This window comes from uncultured Sphingomonas sp., from assembly GCF_964244235.1.
GTDB lineage: Bacteria > Pseudomonadota > Alphaproteobacteria > Sphingomonadales > Sphingomonadaceae > Sphingomonas.
Window position 1 is genome coordinate 16,022 of record NZ_CAXTII010000017.1, and the last position, 21,396, is coordinate 37,417.

Consider the following 21,396-nt stretch of genomic DNA (forward strand, 5'->3'; position numbering starts at 1 on the left):
TAGCCGAGCGCCCGTAGCAAAGCGCATCGGCGGCTGCAACGCCAATCGGTCCCGCAAGCGGCGGGGCTATCCGCCACCGCCCATGCAGGCTAGCGCCCCCGCGATGCCGACGACCGATCCATTCGACACGACCGGTCCCGCGCCCGGCGAGGTGCGGCGGATCGCGAGCCTGGCCTGGCCGGTGATCCTGACCAGCCTGAACTGGACGATCCTGCACGTAACCGATGTCGTGGTCGTGGGACTGGTCGGGGCGCACCAGGTCGCAGCACTCGGTGCCAGCCGGTCGCTGACCTTTGTCGGCATCGTCACGGGGCTTGCCTGGCTGTCGGGCGTGCTGGTGACGGCGGCACGCACGGATGGTGCCGGCGACCGCGTAGCCACCGGCGCGGCGCTGCGCGACGGCCTGGCACTCGGCCTCGGGATCGGGATCGCGGCCGCGCTGCTGCTATGGTTCGGGGCGGCACCGATGCTTCGGGGGTTGGGCGTCGCGGCGGCGCTGATCGATCCCGCCGCTGCGGTCGTACGGGTGATGGCGGTCGCCTATCCGTTCCAGCTGCTGATCGTCGCCGCCAGTTTCTTCCTGGAAGGCGTGTCGCGGCCGCGGCGCGTGGCGGCGGTGAACATGGCGATCCTGCCACTCAACGCGCTGCTTGCCTGGGCGTGGTCGGGCGGGCATCTCGGATTTGCGGGACGGGGCGCGGTGGGTGCCGCGAGTGCGACTGTCGTGGCGTCGATCATCGGCGCGGTCATCATGGTCGCGAGCGCGCTGCTGCTGCCCGATGCCCGTGCGCGCGGCTTGCGGACGTGGCGCGTGACGATCGCCGGGGTGATGGCGCTCGGACGGTTCGGAATCGTACCGGCACTCGCATCGGGGCTCGAACTCGGCGGCTTCTCGATCCTGATCGCACTGTCGACGCGGTTCGGGGACGATACCGCGCACGCGTTCCAGATCGTGTTCGCGGTCCATAACGTCACCTACGGCATCGCGATCGGGCTCGGGTCGGCGGCCGGGGTGCGCGTCGGCAACGCGATCGGCGAGGGGCAGCGGGTCGCGGCGATCGCGCGGACGCGGATCGCGCTGGCGCTGGCGGTCGGGCTGCTCGCCGGTGCGGCGCTGCTGCTCGGGTTCGAGGCGCGGACGATCGTCCGGGGTTTTCCGGCGGCGGATGCGGTCCATGCCATCGCGGGGTCGATGCTGCCTTTATGGGCACCGTTCATCCTGTTCGACGGCGCGCAGGTCGTGCTGGTCTATGCGCTTCGCTCGCTCGGCGATCAGGTCGCAGCGGGGATCAACAGCATCGTCGCCTATTTCGTCGTGACGGGCGGGCTGGGCTGGCTGCTGGTCATGCACGGCGCGGCGTCGATGGCGCTGGTCTGGGCGTCGGCGGCGGGGATGGTCGCGGCGGCGCTGCTTCACACCGGTCGCTTCGTCATGGTCAGCGCGCGGCTTCGCCGGCAAAACTCAGTTCCAGCCGCTTCGAATTCGCCGGCACATCCAGTTTCGCCGAATTGAAATCGATCGTCGCCCCCGCCGACAGCGACCGCTGCTGCGGCGTGATCGTCCAGCTATAGACGAGCTTGCCTTGCGCATCGCGCAGTTCGGCGCGGATGTCGGGGACGCGCTGCATCGCATTCGACGGGTTCACTACCTGCCCGCTGACCGCGAACAGTTCGGACCCGTTTTCCAGCTGCCGCCGCTCGATCGGGTTGTCCTTCAGCTTCAGCGGCGATTCGTCGGAGGCGATCGACAACCCGAGCCGCCCCGCGATCCCCGGCGCGCCAAGCCAGACGATCGCGGCGACCGCGACCAGCATCAGCAGCCCGGCGGCGGCGGCGATATAGGTCCAGCGGCGCGCCATGTTGCGCCGCGGGCGAAAGGGCGGTTGCGCCGCGAAGGCGTCATAGCTCGCCGGTTCGACATAGGGTTCGACGAAGACGGGCGGCGCTACGGGATCGGCGACCGCTGCGACGATCGCATCGCTGGCGGGGGCGGCCGGAGGCGCTCGCAAGGGCGGCGGGGGCGGCGCGGGATCGGCGTCGGGGGTGGGCGGATCCTGGAACCAGCTATGCCGGCAATTGGCGCATCGCACCGTCCGCCCCGACAGCCCGATCGCGCTGTCGGGGACGAGATAGCGGGTCGTGCATTCGGGGCATTCGAGGATCATGCGGACGCTTCACTTCAGGTCGCCGGAACGCGTCCTTTACCGACGAATCTAAGCACGTCGCCGCATGTCGTGGCAAGCTTGAAGCGGCGCGACGATCCGTGCGAAAGCATCATGGCCCCTCCCCGGGCCAGAGAGGCCGCAGACACCCTTCGCATGACGAACCCGATCACATGACGAACATCGTGCAGTTCGAGAATGTGGGCCTTCGCTACGGCACGGGGGCCGAGACGCTGTCCGATGTCAGCTTCAGCCTCGGCAGCGGCGCGTTTTATTTCCTGACGGGGGCCAGCGGTGCCGGCAAGACGTCGCTGCTGAAGCTGCTGTACCTCGCGCAGCGGCCGAGCCGCGGGATCATCCGCCTGTTCGGCGAGGACGCCGTCATGCTGTCGCGCGCGCGGCTGCCGGGGTTTCGCCGGCGCATCGGCGTCGTGTTCCAGGATTTCCGGCTGGTCCCGCATCTGTCCGCGCACGACAATATCGCGCTGCCGCTGCGTGTCGCCGGGGTCTCCGAAGCGGAGATCCGGCAGCCGGTGCGCGAGATGCTTGCGTGGGTAGGCCTGGCCGAACGCGCGAACGCCCGCCCCGCCACGCTGTCGGGCGGCGAGCAGCAACGCGTGGCGATCGCGCGCGCGGTGATCGGCCGACCCGAAATCCTGGTCGCGGACGAGCCAACCGGCAATGTCGATCCCGACATGGCGGAGCGGCTGCTGCATCTGTTCGATTCGCTGAACAAGCTCGGCACGACGATCGTCGTCGCAACGCACGACCTGCATCTGCTCAGCCGGATCCCCGGCGCGCAGATGATGCGACTCGACCACGGGCGTCTGCTCGATCCGACCGGTTCGCTGCGCTATCCGCCGGCACCGCGCCAGGCCTGACGGGAATGGCCCGCCCCCGCCCCGGTTTCCGCCCCCGCCATGACGGTGCCCGCGCGCGCCGCGTCCTCGACGAGGCGGGCGGCTTCGGGGCGATGACCTGGGTCATGGCGATCATGCTGTTCCTGACCATCCTGTCGGCTGCGCTCGGGCTCGGGACGGGACATGCGACGCGATCGCTGGACCGGCAGCTGAGCGGGCGGCTGACCGTGCAGATCGTGGTCGGCGATCCGGTGCGGCGCGACGCTCTGGCGGCACAAGCGCTGGCGACGCTGCGCCGCGTGCCCGGTGTCGTGCACGCCGTCCCCGTTCCACGCGCCGAACTGGAACGGCTGCTGGCACCCTGGCTCGGGGGCGATGCGGCCGATCCCGCGCTGCCGGTGCCGGCGATGATCGATGTCGACCTGGCGGGCGACGGCGATGCCGCGCGCGTCGCCGCGGCGATGGCGGCGGTCGATCCAGCGATCCGCGTCGATCGGCACGAAGCGTGGATGTCCCCGGTCAGCGGGTTCATGACGACGATGACATTCCTCGCCGCCGCGCTCGTCCTGCTGATGGCGGTGGCGACGGGGGCGGTGGTGCTGCTCGCGGCGCGCGCGGGGCTGGAGACGCACCGCGAGACGATCTCCGTCATGCACATGCTCGGGTCCACCGATGTCCAGGTCGCACGGCTGTTCCAGCGGCGGATCGCGCTGGATGCCGCGATCGGCGGCGCGATCGGCGCGGTCGCCGCGTTTGCCGTCGTCCTGTTCCTGGGCTTACGGCTCCAGGCGCTCGGGTCGGAATTGCTTGGCGGCGTGACGCTCGGTGCCGGCGACTGGATACTGCTCGCGCTGCTGCCGCCGTTCTTCGTCCTGCTGGCGATGCTGGCGGCGCGCGCTGCGGTCCTCGGCACGCTGAAGCGGGTTCTGTGATCACGCGCCTCCTCGCGGTTCTCGCCATCGCCTGGGCGTTCGGCTTCGTCGTCTTCATGCTGGCGATGCCCGGACCGCTGGGGGGATCGACCACCGATGCGATCGTCGTGCCGACCGGCGCGGCGGGCCGGATCGACCGCGGGATCGACATGCTGCGGCACCGCCAGGCGAAGCGGATGCTGGTGACGGGCGTCGCGCCGGGGGTCGATGCGGCGGTGCTGGCGAAGGAATATCATGCGCCGCCGTCGCTGTTCAGATGCTGCATCGATCTCGGCGGGGAAGCGGTCGACACCCGGTCGAACGCGGAGGAGACGGTCGGCTGGGTGCGAAGGCATCGTTATGCCTCGGTCCGGCTGGTGACGTCGGACTGGCATTTGCCGCGCGCACGCATGGAACTGGCGGCGGCGCTCGGCAAGGACGTCGTGATCCTGGGCGACGGGGTGCCCGGCAATCCGCGCTTCGCGACCTTGGTCAACGAATATGACAAGCTGCTGCTGCGCCGCGTCGCCTTGTGGCTTGGAACGGGATCGTGATCGCATGGGTGCGCACGATCCTGTTCCGGGTCGTGTTCTACGGCGGGTCGGTGCCGATCGTCGGCACCGTGCCGATCACCGCCCTGTTCGGCCAGCGCGCGATCATCGCCCATGCCGCGGTCTGGACCGGGTTCCATCGCTGGGCGACGCGAGCCCTGCTCGGCATCCATGTCCGGATCGAGGGAGAACGACCGGTCGAACCCGCCTTCTACGTCTGCAAGCATCAGGCGATGTTCGAGACGATCGAGTTGCAGATCCTTCTCGACGGCCCGGCGATCGTGTTGAAGCGGGAACTTGCGAAGGTCCCCATCTGGGGCTGGGCGGCCAGGCGGTACGGCGCGATCGTCGCGGACCGCGATGCCAGCGCCGTCGCGCTTCGATCGATGATGCGCGATGCGGTGGCGGCACGAAAGGCGGGACGATCCGTGCTGATCTTTCCCGAAGGGACGCGCGTGCCGCCCGGCGAGCATCCGCCGCTGAAAGCCGGGTTCGCGGGACTATACCGGGTGCTCGCGATGCCGACGGTGCCGATCGCATGCGACAGCGCCCGGGTCTGGCCGCGGCACGGCGCGAAGCGGGCCGGGGTGGTGACGTTCCGCTTCGGCGACGTCATCCCGCCGGGACTTCCGCGGGGGGCGATCGAGGCGCGGGTGCATGCGGCGATCAATATTTTGGATTAGCCTTTTGTGCTCCTGCGACCGCAGGAGCACGGGGCCACGAGCGCCCCGACCGTAACCCCGGATTCCTGCGTTCGCAGGAAAACGCCGGGGCTCAGTCGTGCGTCCGCCCGAAATCGGGGGCGGCATCGTCCTGCCCCTGTTCGACGATCGACCGGCGCACGGCGCGCGTCCGAGTAAACAGGTCGAACAATTCGTCGCCCTTGCCCCAGCGGATCGCGCGCTGCAGCTGCGACAGATCCTCGCTGAAGCGCTGGAGCATCTCCAGCACCGCCTCGCGATTGGTCAGGAAAACGTCGCGCCACATCGTCGGATCGGATGCGGCGATGCGGGTGAAGTCGCGAAAGCCGCCGGCGGAATATTTGATGACCTCGCCCTGCGTGACCTCCTCCAGATCGCTCGCGGTGCCGACGATCGTATAGGCGATGAGGTGTGGCAGATGGCTGGTGATCGCGAGCACCCGGTCGTGATGCTCCGCATCCATGATCTCGACCTCGGCCCCCAGCCGCGTCCAGAAGGCGCGGACCCGCTCGGTCGCCGCCTCGGGCGTCTGCGTGGCCGGGGTCAAAATGCACCAGCGACCCTTGAACAGCGTTGCGAACCCCGCCTCGGGTCCACTGCGCTCGGTCCCGGCGACGGGGTGCGCCGGCACGATGATCACGCCCGGCAGCGCGGCGGCGAGCGTGCGCGCGACCTCCGCCTTGCAGCTGCCGACATCGCTGACGATCGCGTCCGCCGGCAGGTCGGCCGCGAATTCGCCGGCGACCGCCCCCATCGCGCCGACCGGCACGCACAGGATCACCAGATCGGCCTCGATCACCGCCGCGCTTGCGGTGTCGGCGACATCGTCGACCAGCGCGATCCGGTCCGCGACGGCGCGAACATCGGGATCGGCGTCATACCCCGTCAGCCGCACCGTCGGCATGCTGGCGCGTACGGCTCGCGCGATCGACGATCCGATCAGCCCGAGCCCGACGATCGCGACGCGCGCGAAAGGCAGCATCAGACCCGTGCCGCTTCCGCGCGCAGGATATTCGCGACGGCGCGCATCTCGTCCGCGCGTCCGATCGTAATCCGCAAGGCGTGGGGCAACCCCTGCCCGGGCAGCCAGCGAGTCGCATAGCCCGCCGCCATCAAGGCCTGGTAGGCTGTCTCCGCGGTCAGCGATCCCTCGAACAGGATGAGCAGGAAATTGGCCTTGCTCGGCACCACGCGCAGCCCGGCATTGCCGAGGCTGGCGACCTGGTCGCCGAACCACGCCCGCCATTCGTCATTGTGACGGCGGCTGTCGGCGACGAAATCGTCGGCGTGGAGCGCCGCGATCGCCGCGCGCTGCGCCCCGATCGAGAACGCGAAAGGCGCGCGAATGCGGTGCATCGCGTCGATGATCGCGGGCGCACCATAGCCCCAGCCGACCCGTTCCGACGCCAGCCCGAAGATCTTCGAGAACGTTCGCGTCACCAGGACATTGGCCTCGGTGCGCGCAAGGTCGAGGCCGCCATCGTCGTCGTCGGGGCCAAGATATTCGGTATAGGCCTGGTCCAGCACCAGCAGCACGGATTTGGGCAACCCGGCATGAAGCCGCGCGATCTCCGCCTTGGCGGTATAGGTGCCGGTCGGGTTGTTGGGGTTCGCCACGAACACCACGCGCGTCCGCTCGGTCACCGCGGCAAGGATCGCATCGACATCGGTCGCATAGTCGCGGTCGGACGCGATGACCGGCGTCGCGCCGACCCGCCGCGTCGCGATATCGTAGACCGAAAAGCCGTAACGGACATGGATGATCTCGTCCCCCGCCCCCGCGAACGCACCCGCGGCGAGGTGGAGGACCTCGTCCGATCCGGTGCCGTAGACGATCCGGTCCGCCTCGATCCCGTAATGCGCGGCGAGCTTCGCGCGCAGATCGACGGCACCGGCATCGGGATAGCGTTCCAGATCGTCCGCCGCCGACCGGTAAGCCTCGCGTGCTGTGGAGGCTGTGCCGAGCGGGTTCTCGTTCGACGACAATTTGACGATCGTGCGGCCGTCATCGGTGGTCGATCGGCCGGGGACATAGGGCGCGATGCCCATGATCCAGGGTTTCGGGGCGGGGGCGTTCATGGATGCGGCGTGTAGCGGTACGGGCCTTGCGTTGCAAAGGCGTCCCCCGTAGCCGGATCGCCATGCAAGACGACCCCCGTTTCGGCCTGTCGCGGCAGGTGACGCTGCCCGGTCCGCTCTCGCTCGACGGCGGCGGCGTGCTGGCACCGGTCGAGATCGCGTACGAGACCTATGGAACGCTCGATGCCGATGCGTCGAATGCCATCCTGGTCTGTCACGCACTGACCGGCGACCAGCATCTGGCGAGCGTACATCCGCGCACCGGCAAGCCCGGCTGGTGGGCACGGATGGTCGGGCCGGGCAAGCCGATCGATACAGACCGCCATCTGGTGGTGTGCGCGAACGTGCTCGGCAGCTGCATGGGCTCGTCGGGGCCCGCCTCGATCGATCCGGCGACAGGCCAGGCTTACGGCATGGCCTTCCCCGTCATCACGATCCGCGACATGGTCCGCGCGCAGGCGATGCTGATGGATCATCTCGGCATCGATCGTCTGGCGGCGGTCGTCGGCGGATCGATGGGCGGGATGCAGGTGCTGGGCTGGGCCGCGACCTATCCGGACCGAGTCCGCGCCGCCGTCGTGATCGCCGCCACCGCGCGCCACACCGCCCAGAACATCGCGTTCCACGAGGTCGGCCGCCAGGCGATCATGGCGGACCCCAAATGGGCAGGCGGCGCGTATCACGAAACCGGCGACGCGCCCGCCGCCGGGCTGTCGGTCGCGCGGATGGCGGCCCACATCACCTATCTGTCGGAAGCCGGGCTGACCGAGAAGTTCGGCCGCCGGCTGCAGGCGCGCGATCAGAAATCCTTCGGGTTCGACGCCGATTTCCAGGTCGAAAGCTATCTGCGCCACCAGGGGATCGCATTCGTCGACCGGTTCGACGCCAACAGCTATCTCTACATCACCCGCGCGATGGATTATTTCGATCTGGCGGAGGAGCATGGCGGCATGCTGGCCAATGCGTTCAGGGGCACCGACACGCGGTTCTGCCTGGTCAGCTTCGATACCGACTGGCTCTACCCGACGACCGAATCGCGGATCATCGTCCAGGCGCTGAACGCCGCGGGCGCGCGCGCGAGCTTCGTGGAACTGTCCAGCCCGTTCGGGCATGACGCGTTCCTGCTGGACTCGCCCGAACTCGACCGGGTGGTCGGCGGTTTCCTGCGGGCGGCGGCATGAGTCTCCGCCCCGATCTGGCCGTCATCGCCGACCACGTGATGCCCGGCACGCGCGTGCTGGATGTCGGGTGCGGCGACGGCGCGCTGATGGCCGCGCTTCGGGATCGGGCGGGGGTCGATGCGCGGGGGCTGGAGATCGATGCGGGCAACGTCGCCGCCGCGGTCGCGCGCGGATTGTCGGTGGTCCAGGGCGACGCGGATATCGACCTGGCGGGCTATCCGGACAACAGTTTCGACTATGCGATCCTCAGCCAGACGCTGCAGACCGCGCGCGGGCCGGACAAGGTGCTCGACGAACTGCTCCGCATCGGCACCCGCGCGTTCGTGTCCTTTCCCAATTTCGCGCATTGGCGGGTACGGTTGTCGCTGTTGTGGGGCGGGCGCATGCCGGTGACGCCGCTGCTGCCCGAACGCTGGTACGATACGCCCAATATCCATCACGTCACGATCGACGATTTCCGCGCCTTCGTCGCCGAACGCGGCATCGGCGTGGAGCGCGCCTGGTTCCTGTCGCGTGGCAAGCAAACCACATCGGCCGCCGCCAATTTCCTGGCGGAACATGCGGTATTCCTGCTTCGGAACTAAATCCCGGACGGAAGGTTGCTATTGGTCAATGTCGGGAACACCATGACCAGGATAGCGCTCATCGTCGAGGACGAGATTTTCGTCGCCATGGATCTGGAACGGATCCTGACCGATGCCGGCTATAGCGTTGCCGGGATCGCGGCAGATCACGACAGCGCGATGAAGGTCGCCCCGGGCTGCGGATTCGCGTTCGTCGACGTCAACCTGCGCGATGGTCCGACAGGCCCCGCCATCGCGCAGAGGATCGCGCGGGATTACGGCATCAAGGTCGTGTTCGTGACCGCGAACCCGGCGCAGATCGGCGACGCGCCCGAAGCGATCGGATATATCCGCAAACCCTTCAGCGATGCCGCGATCCTGGCAGCCGCGCAATTGGCGGCTGACGGTGTATCGACCCCACACCGCGACGTCGTTCTGCCGCTGCCCGCGAGGGGCTGACGATCCGCCGATTTGGATCGGCCGGTTATGAGCGTCGGAACGAGGAAATCGGCGTCTCGATCGTCAGACACAGGCCCTGGGCTTTCCACTCGCGCGTCACCTGCCCGCCCATCTGGCGAACCGCACTCATCTCGATCAGCCGGCTGCCGAACCCTGCCTTGTCCGGGATGCGGTCGATCATCGGACCACCCTTCTCCTGCCAGCTTATGGCTACCCGGTCGTCGACCGTCTCGATCGCGACCAGCACCCGGCCATCCTGGTTGGACAGCGCGCCATATTTGGTCGCATTGGTCGCCAGTTCGTGGAAGAGCAACGCGAGCGGCGTGGCGGAACGATCGTCCACCGCCACGTCCTGCCCCCCGACTGCGATCCGCGGCATCGAACCCTGCTGATACGGTTCGAACAATTCGCTCAGCAGCGCCTTCAGGCTGTCCTGCGGCACATCGGGCCGCGACTGCGCGCTGTGCGGCCGGACGAAGTCGTGCGCCCGGCCGAGCGCGGTGATCCGCTGACGCAGATCGACCGCAGCCGGCGCGAATTCGGGCCGGGCGCGCGCGGCGAAGCCGACCAGCCCGGCGATGACGGCGAAGATGTTCTTGATCCGGTGCGATAATTCCTGGCTGATGATCTCGCGCTCCTCCAGCGCCAGTTTCTGCGCATGGATATCGGTGCACGTCCCGAACCACCGCGTGATCGCACCGCGTTCGTCGCGGACGGGCAGGGCCCGGCCCAGCACCCAGCGATAGGTGCCGTCGAAATGCCGCAACCGGTATTCGATCTGATAGGCGTCGCCGGTCGCCAGCGAATGGCGCCATACCGCCCAGGCGCGGTCCTGATCCTCGGCGTGGAACATGCCGTTCCAGCCCTCGCCGTCCGTCGAGCCTGCAGGGACGCCGGTGAATTCGTACCAGCGGGCATTGTAATAATCGTGGAAACCATCGGGCAGCGTCGACCATACCATCTGCGGCATCGTGTCCGCCAACGTGCGGAAACGCAGCTCGCTTTCTTCCGCCGCGCGGGCAGTGCGATGTTGGTCCAGCCGCGCCATCGTCGCGGCAGCCAGCACCTCCAGACCGCGTCGCTGAAACGCGGTGAGGCCGGTCCTGGGCCGGACATCGACGACGCAGACCGCACCCAGCGGCACGCCGTCGCGGTCGACGAGCGGCGCGCCGGCGTAGAACCGCACATGCGGTTCGCCGGTGACGAGCGCGTTGTCGGCGAAGCGCGCGTCGCGCGTCGCGTCCGCCACTTCCATGATCGCGCCCGCCGTCATGGCATGTGCGCAAAAGGACAAGGATCGCGGCGTTTCCAGCAGTTCGGTGCCGACCCGGCCAAGGAAGGACTGGCGCTCGTCCTCCACCAGACTGACCAGCGCGACGGGCGTACCGCACAATTCCGCTGCGAACGCGGCGAGATCGTCGAATGCCCCGGCGTCGCGAAGCGAAAACGCATCATAGGAATCCACGACCTGCGACCGCGCGTCCGGATCGCGCAGCAGCGCGTCGATCGTCATGGCGTCATCCTCGGCAAGGATCCGTCCGGCGCCGGGGGGTGCCGCGATCCTCAGAAGGGAACATCGTCGTCGAGATCGTCCGCGAAACCACCACCCTGACCGAACCCGCCGCCGCCGCCGCGGTTCCCACCGGCGGGCGCGCTCGCGCGTCCGCCGCCGCCATAGCCGCCGGCCGATCCGCCGCCCATGTCGTCTCCGCCGCTCGCCCAATCATCGCCGCCGCCCCGACTTGCGCCGCCGACGCCGCCGCCGCCGGGAGCGCCGTCGAGCATCGTGAGCACCGAATTGAAGCCCTGCAGCACGATCTCGGTCGAATAGCGATCCGCGCCCGACTGATCCTGCCATTTACGCGTCGTCAGCGCGCCCTCGATATAGACCTTGGACCCTTTACGCAGATATTTCTCCGCAACGGTGGCCAGGCCCTCGTTGAAGACCTTCACCGTGTGCCATTCGGTCTTTTCCTTGCGCTCGCCCGAATTGCGGTCCTTCCATGTTTCGGACGTGGCGATCCGCATCTCGACGACCTTGCCGCCGTTCTGGAAGCTGCGGCTTTCGGGATCCTTGCCCAGATTGCCGACGAGAATGACCTTGTTGACGCTGCCTGCCATATTGCCTCGCTAGAGACCGGCGAGAACCGCCAGCCGGTAAGTGATCCCGGCGAACACATACGCCGACACGAACAGGTATGTTACCATGAACGCCGGCCACTTCCACCCGTTCGTCTCACGCCGGGTCACCGCGATCGTCGAAATGCACTGCGGGGCGAAGACGAACCACATCAGGAAGGCCAGCGCGGTCGGCAGGCTCCAATGGCCGCGCAGATTGCTCGCCATCGCCTCGCCGCCCGACACGCTTTCGGGATTGTCGATCGCATAGACCGTTCCGATCGCCGCGACCGCGACCTCGCGCGCGGCCATCGCCGGGATCAATGCCAGGACGATGTCGCGGTTGAACCCGATCGGCGCGAACGCCGGAGCGATCCCGTTCGCGATCCGCCCGGCGACCGAATAATCGACCGCGGAAATGCGCGAATGTTCGGGCGGTTTGGGGAAGCTGAGCAACGCCCACAGGATGATCGTGGAGGCCAGGATGATGGTCCCGGCGCGCTGAAGAAAGATCAGCGCGCGGCTCCACAGGCCGATCCCGAGATCGCGCAGCCGCGGCAGCTGGTATTTGGGCATTTCCATCATGAAGCCCGACGATGCGCCCTTGGTTACCGTACGGCGCAGGATCAGCGCAGCGACGAACGCGCCGACGATGCCGAGGACATACAGCGCCAGCATCACCAGCCCCTGCAGGCCGACGAACGGCAGCACGCGGATATTGGGGATGAACGCGCCGATGACCAGGGTGTAGACGGGCAGCCGCGCCGAACAGGTCATCAGCGGCGCGATCAGGATGGTCGTCAGCCGGTCCTTCTCGTCGTCGATCGTCCGCGTTGCCATGATGCCGGGGATCGCGCAGGCGAAGCTCGACAGCAGCGGGATGAACGCGCGCCCCGACAGCCCCACGCCCGCCATCAGCCGGTCCATCAGGAACGCCGCGCGGACCATGTAGCCGGTCGCCTCCAGCGCCAGGATGAACAGGAACAGGATCAGGATCTGCGGCAGGAATTTCACCACCGCCCCGACACCCGCGATCCCGCCGTCGGCGATCAGCGACCGCAGCACCGAATCGGGCAGGACGTCCTTCACCAGCCCGCCGATCCGGTCGAACCCGGCGGCGATGGCGTCTGCCGGGGCGGCCCCTGCAAAGAACACCGCCTGGAACATGACGAACAGGATCGCCAATAGCAGGATCGGCCCCGCGACCGGATGCAGCGCCACCGCATCGAACGCGTGCGTCCAGCGGCGCACGGGCGATTCGGCGATCGTCGCCTCCCGGGCGATCGCGCGCGCACGGCGCTGGAGCGTCACGATATCGGCCTGTATCGCGCTCGCGTCCGACGCGCGCGGCCGCGTGGCACTACCCCCGAGAACATCGGCCAGCACCGCGCGCAGCCGTTCGATCCCGCGTCGGCGCACCGCGACGGTCGCGACGACCGGCACGCCCAGTTCGCGCTCCAGTATTGCCGGATCGAGTGTCAGGCCGTCGCGTTCCGCCAGGTCCACCATGTTGAGCGCGACGACGATCGGCAGACCCAGCCCGATCAGCTGCAGCGTGAAGCGAAGATGATTGTCGAGATTGGCGGCATCGACCACGACGACCAGCGCATCGGGCAATCGCTCGCCGGATTGCGCACCCATCAGAACATCGCGCGTGACTCGTTCGTCCGGCGACGACGGTTCCAGACTATAGGCACCGGGCAAGTCCACCAGTTCGACCGGACGGCCGTCGTCGAGCACCAGTCGACCCGAATGCCGCTCGACCGTAACCCCGGGATAATTGCCGACCTTCTGCCGCGCACCCGTCAGCGCGTTGAACAGCGCGCTCTTGCCGGCATTGGGGTTGCCGACCATCGCGACCAGCGGCGCGGCGTTCATCTGGCGTGCGGACCTAGGCCGGACGGACGTGGATCGCGGCGGCGACCGCGCGGCGCAATGCCACGGTCATCCGCCCGATCCGGCACGCGATCGGCCCGCGACCGAGCGTCGCGCGGTGCAGCACCTCGACCGCGACGCCTTCGTCGAACCCCAGTTCGCGCAACCGCCGCGCCTCGGGAACGGCAAGCGCGGACCAGTCGATCCCGGCAACCACCGCGCTCTGACGGCGGGGCAGGGCTTCGAGGCTGAGGGAGTCGGGATGGATCGCAGTCGCCATGGCTCATAGTTAAGCCAATTGCGATTGATTATCAATACTATTCGCATAGCATTTCGTCGGGATCACGTCACCGGATAGCGCAACCGCCCGATGAGGCGCGACAGGCTCGGCCGGAACGCCGCGCGCTTGACGATGCCGGCCTTCGCCGTCTCGAACCGCATGATCCCAGCGATCCGGCGCGCCAGGAACGCGCGGGTGTCGGCGAAATCCTCGCTGTCGTCGTCGAGGAACACCGTGATCGTCGTACCGTAGACGCCGAACAGGATCGCGCGCTTGGTATAATGGTTGTAATCCGTCGCGGTATCACCCGCGGTCCGCCAGATCAGATCGACCGTCCGCCATCCCAGCCGCGCCCCGCGCGCAAGGTTCTGCGGCAGTACGAGGACGGCCAGCGCACGCCGCAGCGCCTCCCGATCGGATGCCATCGCGGTCAGTCGCGCCTCGACCAGCGCGGGGATCCGCTCCCGCACCTTCAGCGCGGCGATATCGGGCAATGCGGCGACCATCGCCCGGTCGATATCGTCGAACCATGCATCGATCATGTCGACCGCGCCGCCGGGGAAGGCCAGCGCGGCGACGTCGCGGTCCACCCCCGCGCCCTCCGCCGCCATGTCGCGCGCGGCGTCGCCCCAGCCGTCGAACGCGGCATTGGCGGCGATCGCGGGAGCCAGATCCCCACGGATTTCATCGAGCGTCGGGTCGTCGGTCATGTATCGTCCTTCGTCGCAAGATGCGCCGCACCAACGGCCGGCGCAACCCGTATGGGTCGTCGTACAAGAACCAAAGCCACCGCGACCATCGCAGCGCCGATCAGGTCGGCGGGACCCGGCCGCTCGGCATAGACGATCCAGCCCACCGTCCCCGCCACGATCGGCTGGATCAGCAGCGCGATTCCGATCACCAGCGGCGGCAGCTTGCCGAGCGCATAGACCATCGCGCCCTGGCCGAGCACCTGGCTGGCCAGCGCCAGCGCGACGAGCGGCCCCCAATGCGTCGGCACGATCCGCTCCCCCATCAACAGCGCGAAGACCAGCAGCGGGACGATGCTGGCGACGGTCGAGATCGCCAGCACCGGGATCGGTGCCATTGCCGTCCGGGCGCGCGCCACCATCACCAGATACACCGTGTAGAGCGCACCCGCGAGCACGCACAGCAGGTCGCCCGTCAGATGCCGCGGGTCGAGCGCATAGGATCGCCCCATCAGCAACCCCGCACCCGCGAAGGCCAGCAGCAGCGCCCAACCCTGCATCCGCGTCGGCAGGCTGCGCGTCGCTACGAAGCCGTAGAGCGGGAACAGCAACGTCGCCGAATTGCCGAACAACGTGGCGTTGGCGAGCGTCGTGCGAAGGATGCCGAGATGCCAGCTGGCGAGATCGGCCGCGAACGCGATCCCGCTCGCCGCCAGCAGCAGCCACATGACCGGGGTCAACCGCACCGGTCGCGCGCCGCTCGCCAGCGCGCCGACGATCAATAGCGGCGCGGCGAGCGCGATCCGCCAGAACGCCGCCGCGACCGGACCGGTATCCGCCATGCGGACGAACCACGGCCCGAAGGCGAGCGCGACATTGGCGACCACGACGGCGGCGAAAGCGCGCGCCGGAACGCGGGCGATCACGGGCATCACAGGATCGCTCGCCGGGGCAGCAGAAATTCTTTGCGGGCGGGCGGCGTGCATGCCGCCCCTTAGCGACCTATGTTGGTCGCGTCAGGCACTGAAACGGGAAGCCCAGCGACGATGCCCAATCTGTTCGACCCAATCCAGCTCGGGGCGATCCATGCGCCCAACCGTATCCTCATGGCACCGCTGACCCGCGGCCGTGCGGAGAAATCGGGCGTGCCCACTGCGATCATGGCGGACTATTATACGCAGCGCGCGACCGCCGGGCTGATCATCAGCGAGGCGACGGGGATGAGCCGCGAAGGGCTTGGTTGGCCGTTCGCGCCCGGTCTGTGGACCGACGAGCAGGTCGAAGGCTGGAAGCCGGTGACGGATGCGGTGCATGCCGGAGGCGGCCGCATCGTCGCACAACTGTGGCATATGGGCCGGCAGGTGCATTCGTCGGTGATCGGCGGACAGCCGGTCTCGTCCTCCGCGACTCGCACGCCGGGGCAAGCACACACGTTCGAAGGCAAGCAGGATTTCGAGACCGCGCGGCCGCTCGACATCGCGGAAATCCCGCGATTGCTCGAGGATTATGCGCTGGCCACGAAGAACGCGATCGCCGCCGGGTTCGACGGCGTGCAGATCCATGCCGCCAATGGCTATCTGATCGACCAGTTCCTGCGCGACAACGCCAATTTCCGCGACGACCGCTATGGCGGCAGCCCGGAGAATCGAATCCGTCTTCTCCGAGAAGTGACGGAGCGTGTCGCCGCCATCGCTGGTGCGGATCGCACCGCGGTGCGCTTGTCACCCAACGGCGAGTCGCAGGGCGTGGACGACAGCAATCCGGAAAGCGTGTTCCTGCCTGCCGCCAAGGCGCTCGGCGAGATCGGCATCGCCTTCCTCGAACTCCGCGAGCCCGGACCCGAGGGGACGTTCGGCCGCACCGACGTACCGCGGCTATCACCGAAAATCCGCCAGGTCTTCGACGGCCCGCTGATCACGAATTCGGACTATTTCACGCGCGAACAGGCGCAGGCCGAACTCGACACGGGCAATGTCGATGCGATCAGCTTCGGCCGCGCGTTCATCGGCAACCCCGACCTGCCCGAACGGCTCCGCACCGGCGCGCCGCTGGCGAAGGACAATCCGAAGACCTGGTATAGCCAGGGGGCTGAGGGTTATAACGACTATCCGGCGCTTGAGACGGCGGAGGCTTGATTTATTGTGCGGGGTTTAGGGGAACCTCGCCGTATGATTTGCGCGGTCTGCGCGGCGATGAGGCCGCAACGGTTCAACTCCCGTTCAAGACCCGGGGCCCGCCCCCAGCCTCCTCGCGCCGACGCAGCGTGATCCACCAACGCTCGCGCTCCGACCTGACCGCCGCGTCACACGTTTCCAATATGGTAACGACCACGGGTATCTCGGCATCATATGCCTTGCGGAGTTGGTGATGGATGGGGCGGTAATCTTTCGTTGGGTCGCCGTGCCAGAAACGTCCTTCAATCATGCTTCGGAGGTTTTTGGGATAATCGCGCAATCGCTTCCGAAGCACCTTGGCCTTTCCGACATAGAGTCCTTTGCCTTCGATGGACCACTGATAGACGCCGGCTCCATCCATATTAACGGACGCATCGACGATCAGATGAAACCAGTCGAGCCGAAGTTTCGGCCGCGGTGAGGAGGCTTCGGTGGAAAGCACCGGCTCGGCCACCGGCGTCACCGCGCGAACCGGTCCTTAAGCGTCAGCATCGCCAACGCCGCGGTCGCCGCCGCGCCGCCCTTGTCGAGCTGTGCCGGGTCGGCACGGACGATCGCCTGCGCCTCGTCCTCGGTCGTCAGGATGCCGTTGCCGATCGCAAGCCCGTCCATCGACAGCGCCATCAGCCCGCGCGCGCTTTCGCCGGCGACGATCTCGAAATGATAGGTCTCGCCGCGGATGACGACGCCGAGTGCGACATAGGCGTCGTAGCGCCCGCTTTCGGACGCCAGTGCGATCGCGCCCGGCACCTCCAGCGCGCCGGGGACGGTGATCGTCTCGTGGCGGTGCCCCGCCGTCTCGATCGCGGCGCGGGTGCCTGCCAGCAGCAGGTCGTTCAGATGGTCGTAGAAGCGCGCCTCGACGATCAGGACAAGTGCCATCAATCTCCCCCCGTGCCGGGAATCGGCCGTTCGCCGACGATCGACAGGCCATAGCCTTCCAGACCGACCAGCATGTGGTGCGTGTTGGTCAGCAGGATCATTTCCTCGACCCCCAATTCGGCGAGGATCTGCGCACCGACGCCGTAATCGCGCAGTTCCTCGACCTCGGGCGCGCCCGCGCCCTTCCCTTCGCCGCGCAGCTTGATGAAGCGCGACAGCGAATCCTTCATCGGCCGGTTGATGACGACGATGACCCCGGTGCCATCCTCGGCGATCGTCTCCATCGATCGCGACAACAGCCCCGACCGCTCCGACGCTTCTCCGAACATATCGACGAAGAAGGATGCGGTGTGCATCCGGACCAGTGTCGGCTTTTCGGGATCGATCCGGCCCTTCACCAGCGCGATCGTCTCGTCGCCCGTCGCCTTGTTGTGGAACGTCATCGCCTTCCACGTGCCGCCCCAGCGCGATTCGAAATTCATCTCCGCGCGCTTCTCGACCAGATGGTCGTGGCGGCGGCGATAGGCGATCAGGTCGCGGATCGTGCCGATCTTGAGATTGTGCAGCTGTGCGAAGGACACCAGGTCGTCGAGCCGGCTCATCGTGCCGTCGTCGTTCATGATCTCGCAGATCACGCCCGACGGATTGAGCCCCGCCAGTCGCGCGACGTCAACCGCCGCCTCGGTATGGCCCGCGCGCACCAGCACGCCGCCGTCGCGCGCGACCAGGGGGAAGACATGGCCGGGTGTCACGATCTCGTCGCGGCCCTTGCCAGAATCGATCGCCACTGCGACGGTGCGCGCACGGTCCGCGGCGGAAATGCCCGTCGTCACCCCGTCGCGCGCCTCGATCGAGGTGGTGAACGCGGTCTCGTGCCGAGTGCCGTTGTTCCGGCTCATCAGCCCGAGACCGAGTTCGTCGACGCGCTTCTTCGTCAGCGCGAGGCAGATGAGCCCACGGCCATAGCGCGCCATGAAGTTGACCTTCTCCGGCGTCGCCATCTGCGCCGGGATGACCAGATCGCCCTCGTTCTCGCGATCCTCGTCATCGACCAGGATGAACATCCGCCCGTTGCGCGCCTCGTCGACGATCTCCTCGGGCGAAGAGAGGTAGCCATGGCGCAAGCGCGCGAGTTCAGCCGGCTTTTGCACGATAATGATCCATCCGCTGGAGGTAACGGGCAAGTACGTCGATCTCGATATTAACCGCTTGCCCGGGGACGAGCGCACCGAGCGTGGTCATCGCCTGGGTGTGGGGTATAACGTTGATGCTGAAGAGAGACGCGTCCGCGGCATCCTCCACGGTGTTGACGGTCAGCGAGACGCCATCGACCGTCACCGATCCCTTGACGGCAATGAACGGGGCGATATCGGCCGGCACGCGGATCGCGATCCGTTTCGAGTCACCTTCCGGATCAACGTCGACGATCGTCGCCAAACCATCGACGTGCCCGGTGACGATATGCCCGCCCAGTTCGTCGCCCAATTTCATCGCGCGTTCGAGATTGAGGCGACGGCCCTGCATCCACTGGTCCGCTGCGGTACGCGCGATCGTCTCCCCCGACACATCGACCGCGAACCAGCCGGGCACGCCGGCGGGGGATTTGTCGACGACGGTCAGGCACACCCCCGAACACGCGATCGACGCACCGAGGTCGATCCCCGCGGTATCATAGGTCGTCGAGACGACGACGCGCGTATCACCCCGCGCCTCGACCCGGTCGATCCTGCCGATATCGGTGATGATGCCCGTAAACATGTCAGTTCCGTTCGTAGACCTCGACCCGGTCGCTGCCAAGCATGCGGGTATCGTGCAACCGCCACCGGCCATGCGCATCGGCCAGATCGGTCAGGCCGATATCGCCGACCGACGCGCGCCCGCCACCGATCAGGATCGGCGCACGGTAGAGCAGCAGCCGGTCTACCAGACCTTCGCACAGGAATGCCGCCGCGATCCGCGCGCCGCCCTCGACCAGCACATGATCCCCTGGCAGCGTAGCGATGGCAGTCGGCGCGTCGATCACGGTCCAGCCGGAGACCGGATCGCCGCGAGACAGCAGGATCCGCGCCGGCGACCGATCCGCCAATCCCGCCAGCCGCACGTCGAGCGACGGCGAGTCTGCGTCGTATGTCCCGCGCCCGATCAGGATCGCCTCGTGCCGGCTTCGCTCAAGATGCGCATGCGCACGCGCTCCGGGTCCCGTGATCCAGCGGCTGCGCCCGTCCGCCAGCGCGATGCAGCCGTCGAGCGACGTGGCGAGCTTCAGCGTCACGTGCGGGCGACCGAGCGCGCGGCGTGTGAGGAACCCCGCCATCGCCCGCCGCGCCTCCACGGCCAGAACCCCCGTTTCGACCGCGATTCCCGCCCCGCGCAGGCGGGCGATGCCCGCCCCGGCGGTGCGCGGATCGGGGTCCTCGATCGCGACGACGACGCGCGCGATACCGGCCGCGACCAGCAGGTCCGAACACGCCGGCCCGCGCGACGATACATGCGCGCACGGTTCCAGGGTGACATAGGCGGTCGCGCCCCGTGCTGCTTCACCCGCCGCCGCCAGCGCCATCGCCTCGGCATGCGGCCGGCCGTCCACCTGCGTCCAGCCGCGCCCGACCACCACGCCGCGTCCGACGATCACGCAACCGACATTGGGGTTCGATGCGGTTCGGCCCCGCGTCCGCTCGCCGATCGCGAGCGCAGCGCCCATCCAGCGCCGATCCTCCACGGACGATGGCCTGGTCAGATCCCCATGGCCTTCAGACGATCGTCGATCTTCTTGTACTGCGCCCGCAGTTTCGCCTGTTCCGCCTTTTGTTCGGCGATGCGCTTTTCCTTGTCGAACTGGTCGATCTTCTGCTGCGCGCGGATCTGCGCGTCGGTACGCGACAGCGGCCATTGCTCGACATAGATGATCGTCGGCTGGTACGCCGGCCGGATGTCGTTCGCGTCGCGCAGGAACGCGAACAGCACGACCCCCGTGATCGCCATCGCAGTGGCGAAGAACATCAGCTCGTATTTCCCGCGCTGCGCCAGAAAGACGCGAAGATCGCGCACCGCGCGCAGCGGCGAGAAGCGGGTGAGAAAGCTCATAAGCCCGAAAGTAGGTGCGAGGCGGGCGCTGGACCAGCCCCGCGCCGTCCGGACGCTATTCCTGCAGGACGAAGCTGATCGCCATCGTCCGCCACGCCTCCTCCGGCACGCCGCTGCGTGTCGCGGGCGTGAAGCGCCAATGCGACAACGCCTGCCGCTGGGTCGCGCGCCAGAAGGCATCGCTGGTCGCGCTCGTCTTCTCGACTTGGCGGACGCGGCCATCCACCCCGACCAACACGCGAACGATCACGCGCCCCTGACGGCTCGCCCGGGTTTCCTCGGGCGGGTAGTCGGGTTGCAGGTCGCGGACGTAGCGCGGATCGAGCTGTGGGCCGACGAGCGGCGGCATCGGTGTGGGCGTCGGCGTCACAGTCGCCATGCCGGTCGCCATGCCGGTGCCGTCCGAAGTCGGCTCGGGGCTGGGCGGGAACGGGGTTGGGGTGAGATCGGCTCTCGGTATCGATGGTACGATCGGGATCGGCGCGGGGACCGGGTGCGGCGCTGGGCTCGCGCGGGTCACGGACTTTGGCAGCGGCAACGGTTCGGGCGGCGGATCGATCGGGACAGGATAAATACTCAGCGGCGGATTATGGCGGATAGTGACCATTTCCGGTGCCGCGAAGATCAGCGCGGTGATCGCTGCGCCGTTGACGACGAGCGCGATCGCCGCGCTCCGTGGGTCGAGTCCTTGTCGCGGCGATCGCCTGTCCGCGTACATCCGTCCGTCTCCTCATTCTCCTCGAGGGCAGCGACCCTCCGGCCGCTTACGGGATGGCGCAGTCGCCACACTCGGGGGCGCTGTTCGCGTTTCGGGGCAAGCGCGGCGA

The 21,396-nt window shown here is 67.8% G+C and carries 25 protein-coding genes; 9 read left to right on the forward strand and 16 right to left on the reverse strand.

Going from position 1 to position 21,396, the window contains the following annotated elements; translation table 11 throughout:
• Positions 1-103: 103 nt before the first annotated feature.
• On the forward strand, positions 104-1,513 hold the full coding sequence (locus tag ACFE7D_RS04995) for an MATE family efflux transporter (protein WP_375394327.1): 1,410 nt from the start codon (positions 104-106) through the stop codon (positions 1,511-1,513).
• On the opposite strand, the gene ACFE7D_RS05000 is transcribed toward ACFE7D_RS04995, so the two are convergent.
• Positions 1,437-2,165 (reverse strand): MJ0042-type zinc finger domain-containing protein, encoded by a 729-nt coding sequence (locus tag ACFE7D_RS05000; RefSeq protein WP_375394328.1) that lies wholly within the window; start codon positions 2,163-2,165, stop codon positions 1,437-1,439. The genes ACFE7D_RS04995 and ACFE7D_RS05000 overlap by 77 nt on opposite strands.
• Positions 2,166-2,335: 170 nt before the next feature.
• On the opposite strand from ACFE7D_RS05000, the gene ftsE reads away from it, so the two are divergent.
• The 4 genes from ftsE to ACFE7D_RS05020 are packed head-to-tail and all read left to right on the forward strand — an operon-like array spanning position 2,336 to position 5,167.
• Positions 2,336-3,043 (forward strand): cell division ATP-binding protein FtsE, encoded by a 708-nt coding sequence (ftsE, locus tag ACFE7D_RS05005; protein WP_375394329.1) that lies wholly within the window; start codon positions 2,336-2,338, stop codon positions 3,041-3,043.
• 5 nt (positions 3,044-3,048) lie between these two features.
• On the forward strand, positions 3,049-3,954 hold the full coding sequence (locus tag ACFE7D_RS05010; RefSeq protein ID WP_375394330.1) for a cell division protein FtsX: 906 nt from the start codon (positions 3,049-3,051) through the stop codon (positions 3,952-3,954).
• Positions 3,951-4,487: a YdcF family protein gene (locus ACFE7D_RS05015; RefSeq protein ID WP_375394331.1), complete on the forward strand. Its 537-nt coding sequence runs from the start codon at positions 3,951-3,953 to the stop codon at positions 4,485-4,487. The genes ACFE7D_RS05010 and ACFE7D_RS05015 overlap by 4 nt, the downstream gene beginning before the upstream one ends.
• Positions 4,487-5,167 carry a lysophospholipid acyltransferase family protein gene (locus tag ACFE7D_RS05020; RefSeq protein WP_375394353.1) on the forward strand — a complete coding sequence of 227 codons (681 nt, stop codon included), beginning with the start codon at positions 4,487-4,489 and terminating at the stop codon, positions 5,165-5,167. Before ACFE7D_RS05015 ends, ACFE7D_RS05020 begins: the two co-directional genes overlap by 1 nt.
• Positions 5,168-5,258: 91 nt before the next feature.
• Here the strand turns inward: ACFE7D_RS05020 and ACFE7D_RS05025 are convergent, their stop codons facing one another.
• Both ACFE7D_RS05025 and hisC read right to left on the reverse strand, forming a co-directional pair.
• Positions 5,259-6,167, reverse strand: a complete 909-nt coding sequence (locus ACFE7D_RS05025) for a prephenate/arogenate dehydrogenase family protein (RefSeq protein WP_375394332.1) — start codon at positions 6,165-6,167, stop codon at positions 5,259-5,261.
• Entirely contained in the window at positions 6,167-7,264 is a 1,098-nt protein-coding gene (gene hisC, locus ACFE7D_RS05030; protein WP_375394333.1) for a histidinol-phosphate transaminase, read from the reverse strand. Before hisC ends, ACFE7D_RS05025 begins: the two co-directional genes overlap by 1 nt.
• A 62-nt stretch (positions 7,265-7,326) precedes the next feature.
• Here hisC and ACFE7D_RS05035 point away from each other — a divergent pair, with 62 nt between their 5' ends.
• From ACFE7D_RS05035 to ACFE7D_RS05045, 3 genes are read left to right on the forward strand one after another with little or no spacing between them, the layout of a single operon-like run.
• The gene (locus ACFE7D_RS05035; protein ID WP_375394334.1) at positions 7,327-8,445 is read left to right on the forward strand and encodes a homoserine O-acetyltransferase; all 1,119 of its coding nucleotides are present in this window, start codon (positions 7,327-7,329) and stop codon (positions 8,443-8,445) included.
• Positions 8,442-9,029, forward strand: a complete 588-nt coding sequence (gene metW / locus ACFE7D_RS05040) for a methionine biosynthesis protein MetW (RefSeq protein ID WP_375394335.1) — start codon at positions 8,442-8,444, stop codon at positions 9,027-9,029. Before ACFE7D_RS05035 ends, metW begins: the two co-directional genes overlap by 4 nt.
• A gap of 42 nt (positions 9,030-9,071) precedes the next feature.
• On the forward strand, positions 9,072-9,467 hold the full coding sequence (locus ACFE7D_RS05045; protein WP_375394336.1) for a response regulator: 396 nt from the start codon (positions 9,072-9,074) through the stop codon (positions 9,465-9,467).
• A gap of 25 nt (positions 9,468-9,492) precedes the next feature.
• On the opposite strand, the gene ACFE7D_RS05050 is transcribed toward ACFE7D_RS05045, so the two are convergent.
• The 6 genes from ACFE7D_RS05050 to ACFE7D_RS05075 form a co-directional block, all read right to left on the reverse strand.
• A complete protein-coding gene (locus tag ACFE7D_RS05050; RefSeq protein ID WP_375394337.1) occupies positions 9,493-10,980 on the reverse strand; it encodes a sensor histidine kinase in 1,488 nt (495 codons plus the stop codon).
• Between the two features lie 50 nt (positions 10,981-11,030).
• Positions 11,031-11,588, reverse strand: a complete 558-nt coding sequence (gene ssb, locus ACFE7D_RS05055; RefSeq protein ID WP_375394338.1) for a single-stranded DNA-binding protein — start codon at positions 11,586-11,588, stop codon at positions 11,031-11,033.
• A 9-nt stretch (positions 11,589-11,597) separates the two neighbouring features.
• On the reverse strand, positions 11,598-13,463 hold the full coding sequence (locus ACFE7D_RS05060; RefSeq protein WP_375394339.1) for a ferrous iron transporter B: 1,866 nt from the start codon (positions 13,461-13,463) through the stop codon (positions 11,598-11,600).
• A 13-nt stretch (positions 13,464-13,476) separates the two neighbouring features.
• The gene (locus ACFE7D_RS05065) at positions 13,477-13,740 is read right to left on the reverse strand and encodes a ferrous iron transport protein A (protein ID WP_375394340.1); all 264 of its coding nucleotides are present in this window, start codon (positions 13,738-13,740) and stop codon (positions 13,477-13,479) included.
• 62 nt (positions 13,741-13,802) lie between these two features.
• Positions 13,803-14,450: a COQ9 family protein gene (locus ACFE7D_RS05070; RefSeq protein WP_375394341.1), complete on the reverse strand. Its 648-nt coding sequence runs from the start codon at positions 14,448-14,450 to the stop codon at positions 13,803-13,805.
• Entirely contained in the window at positions 14,447-15,361 is a 915-nt protein-coding gene (locus ACFE7D_RS05075) for a DMT family transporter (RefSeq protein WP_375394342.1), read from the reverse strand. The genes ACFE7D_RS05070 and ACFE7D_RS05075 overlap by 4 nt, the downstream gene beginning before the upstream one ends.
• Positions 15,362-15,475: 114 nt before the next feature.
• On the opposite strand from ACFE7D_RS05075, the gene ACFE7D_RS05080 reads away from it, so the two are divergent.
• Positions 15,476-16,564 (forward strand): alkene reductase, encoded by a 1,089-nt coding sequence (locus ACFE7D_RS05080; RefSeq protein ID WP_375394343.1) that lies wholly within the window; start codon positions 15,476-15,478, stop codon positions 16,562-16,564.
• A 73-nt stretch (positions 16,565-16,637) separates the two neighbouring features.
• Here the strand turns inward: ACFE7D_RS05080 and ACFE7D_RS05085 are convergent, their stop codons facing one another.
• From ACFE7D_RS05085 to ACFE7D_RS05115, 7 genes are read right to left on the reverse strand one after another with little or no spacing between them, the layout of a single operon-like run.
• On the reverse strand, positions 16,638-17,066 hold the full coding sequence (locus ACFE7D_RS05085; RefSeq protein ID WP_375394344.1) for a hypothetical protein: 429 nt from the start codon (positions 17,064-17,066) through the stop codon (positions 16,638-16,640).
• Entirely contained in the window at positions 17,063-17,485 is a 423-nt protein-coding gene (ribH, locus tag ACFE7D_RS05090) for a 6,7-dimethyl-8-ribityllumazine synthase (protein WP_375394345.1), read from the reverse strand. The genes ACFE7D_RS05085 and ribH overlap by 4 nt, the downstream gene beginning before the upstream one ends.
• On the reverse strand, positions 17,485-18,636 hold the full coding sequence (ribB, locus tag ACFE7D_RS05095) for a 3,4-dihydroxy-2-butanone-4-phosphate synthase (protein WP_375394346.1): 1,152 nt from the start codon (positions 18,634-18,636) through the stop codon (positions 17,485-17,487). The genes ribH and ribB overlap by 1 nt, the downstream gene beginning before the upstream one ends.
• Entirely contained in the window at positions 18,620-19,243 is a 624-nt protein-coding gene (locus ACFE7D_RS05100) for a riboflavin synthase (RefSeq protein ID WP_375394347.1), read from the reverse strand. The genes ribB and ACFE7D_RS05100 overlap by 17 nt, the downstream gene beginning before the upstream one ends.
• Before the next feature lies 1 nt (position 19,244).
• A complete protein-coding gene (gene ribD, locus ACFE7D_RS05105) occupies positions 19,245-20,204 on the reverse strand; it encodes a bifunctional diaminohydroxyphosphoribosylaminopyrimidine deaminase/5-amino-6-(5-phosphoribosylamino)uracil reductase RibD (protein WP_375394348.1) in 960 nt (319 codons plus the stop codon).
• A 14-nt stretch (positions 20,205-20,218) separates the two neighbouring features.
• A complete protein-coding gene (locus tag ACFE7D_RS05110; protein ID WP_375394349.1) occupies positions 20,219-20,569 on the reverse strand; it encodes a hypothetical protein in 351 nt (116 codons plus the stop codon).
• Between the two features lie 55 nt (positions 20,570-20,624).
• Positions 20,625-21,287, reverse strand: coding sequence for an energy transducer TonB (locus tag ACFE7D_RS05115; RefSeq protein ID WP_375394350.1), 663 nt, complete (start codon positions 21,285-21,287; stop codon positions 20,625-20,627).
• Positions 21,288-21,396: the final 109 nt, after the last annotated feature.

Bases quoted from the DNA above. Each gene is read 5' to 3' on its own strand.
- ACFE7D_RS05010 (WP_375394330.1), top strand. From the start codon at position 3,049: ATGGCCCGCCCCCGCCCCGGTTTCCGCCCCCGCCATGACGGTGCCCGC.
- ACFE7D_RS05100 (WP_375394347.1), bottom strand. From the start codon at position 19,243: ATGTTTACGGGCATCATCACCGATATCGGCAGGATCGACCGGGTCGAG.
- ACFE7D_RS05000 (WP_375394328.1), bottom strand. From the start codon at position 2,165: ATGATCCTCGAATGCCCCGAATGCACGACCCGCTATCTCGTCCCCGAC.
- ACFE7D_RS05035 (WP_375394334.1), top strand. From the start codon at position 7,327: ATGCAAGACGACCCCCGTTTCGGCCTGTCGCGGCAGGTGACGCTGCCC.
- ACFE7D_RS05075 (WP_375394342.1), bottom strand. From the start codon at position 15,361: ATGCCCGTGATCGCCCGCGTTCCGGCGCGCGCTTTCGCCGCCGTCGTG.
- hisC (WP_375394333.1), bottom strand. From the start codon at position 7,264: ATGAACGCCCCCGCCCCGAAACCCTGGATCATGGGCATCGCGCCCTAT.
- ACFE7D_RS05070 (WP_375394341.1), bottom strand. From the start codon at position 14,450: ATGACCGACGACCCGACGCTCGATGAAATCCGTGGGGATCTGGCTCCC.
- ssb (WP_375394338.1), bottom strand. From the start codon at position 11,588: ATGGCAGGCAGCGTCAACAAGGTCATTCTCGTCGGCAATCTGGGCAAG.
- ACFE7D_RS05110 (WP_375394349.1), bottom strand. From the start codon at position 20,569: ATGAGCTTTCTCACCCGCTTCTCGCCGCTGCGCGCGGTGCGCGATCTT.
- ACFE7D_RS05065 (WP_375394340.1), bottom strand. From the start codon at position 13,740: ATGGCGACTGCGATCCATCCCGACTCCCTCAGCCTCGAAGCCCTGCCC.
- ACFE7D_RS05025 (WP_375394332.1), bottom strand. From the start codon at position 6,167: ATGCTGCCTTTCGCGCGCGTCGCGATCGTCGGGCTCGGGCTGATCGGA.
- ACFE7D_RS05080 (WP_375394343.1), top strand. From the start codon at position 15,476: ATGCCCAATCTGTTCGACCCAATCCAGCTCGGGGCGATCCATGCGCCC.
- ACFE7D_RS05045 (WP_375394336.1), top strand. From the start codon at position 9,072: ATGACCAGGATAGCGCTCATCGTCGAGGACGAGATTTTCGTCGCCATG.
- ACFE7D_RS04995 (WP_375394327.1), top strand. From the start codon at position 104: ATGCCGACGACCGATCCATTCGACACGACCGGTCCCGCGCCCGGCGAG.
- ftsE (WP_375394329.1), top strand. From the start codon at position 2,336: ATGACGAACATCGTGCAGTTCGAGAATGTGGGCCTTCGCTACGGCACG.
- ACFE7D_RS05050 (WP_375394337.1), bottom strand. From the start codon at position 10,980: ATGACGATCGACGCGCTGCTGCGCGATCCGGACGCGCGGTCGCAGGTC.
- ACFE7D_RS05060 (WP_375394339.1), bottom strand. From the start codon at position 13,463: ATGAACGCCGCGCCGCTGGTCGCGATGGTCGGCAACCCCAATGCCGGC.
- ACFE7D_RS05115 (WP_375394350.1), bottom strand. From the start codon at position 21,287: ATGTACGCGGACAGGCGATCGCCGCGACAAGGACTCGACCCACGGAGC.
- metW (WP_375394335.1), top strand. From the start codon at position 8,442: ATGAGTCTCCGCCCCGATCTGGCCGTCATCGCCGACCACGTGATGCCC.
- ribH (WP_375394345.1), bottom strand. From the start codon at position 17,485: ATGGCACTTGTCCTGATCGTCGAGGCGCGCTTCTACGACCATCTGAAC.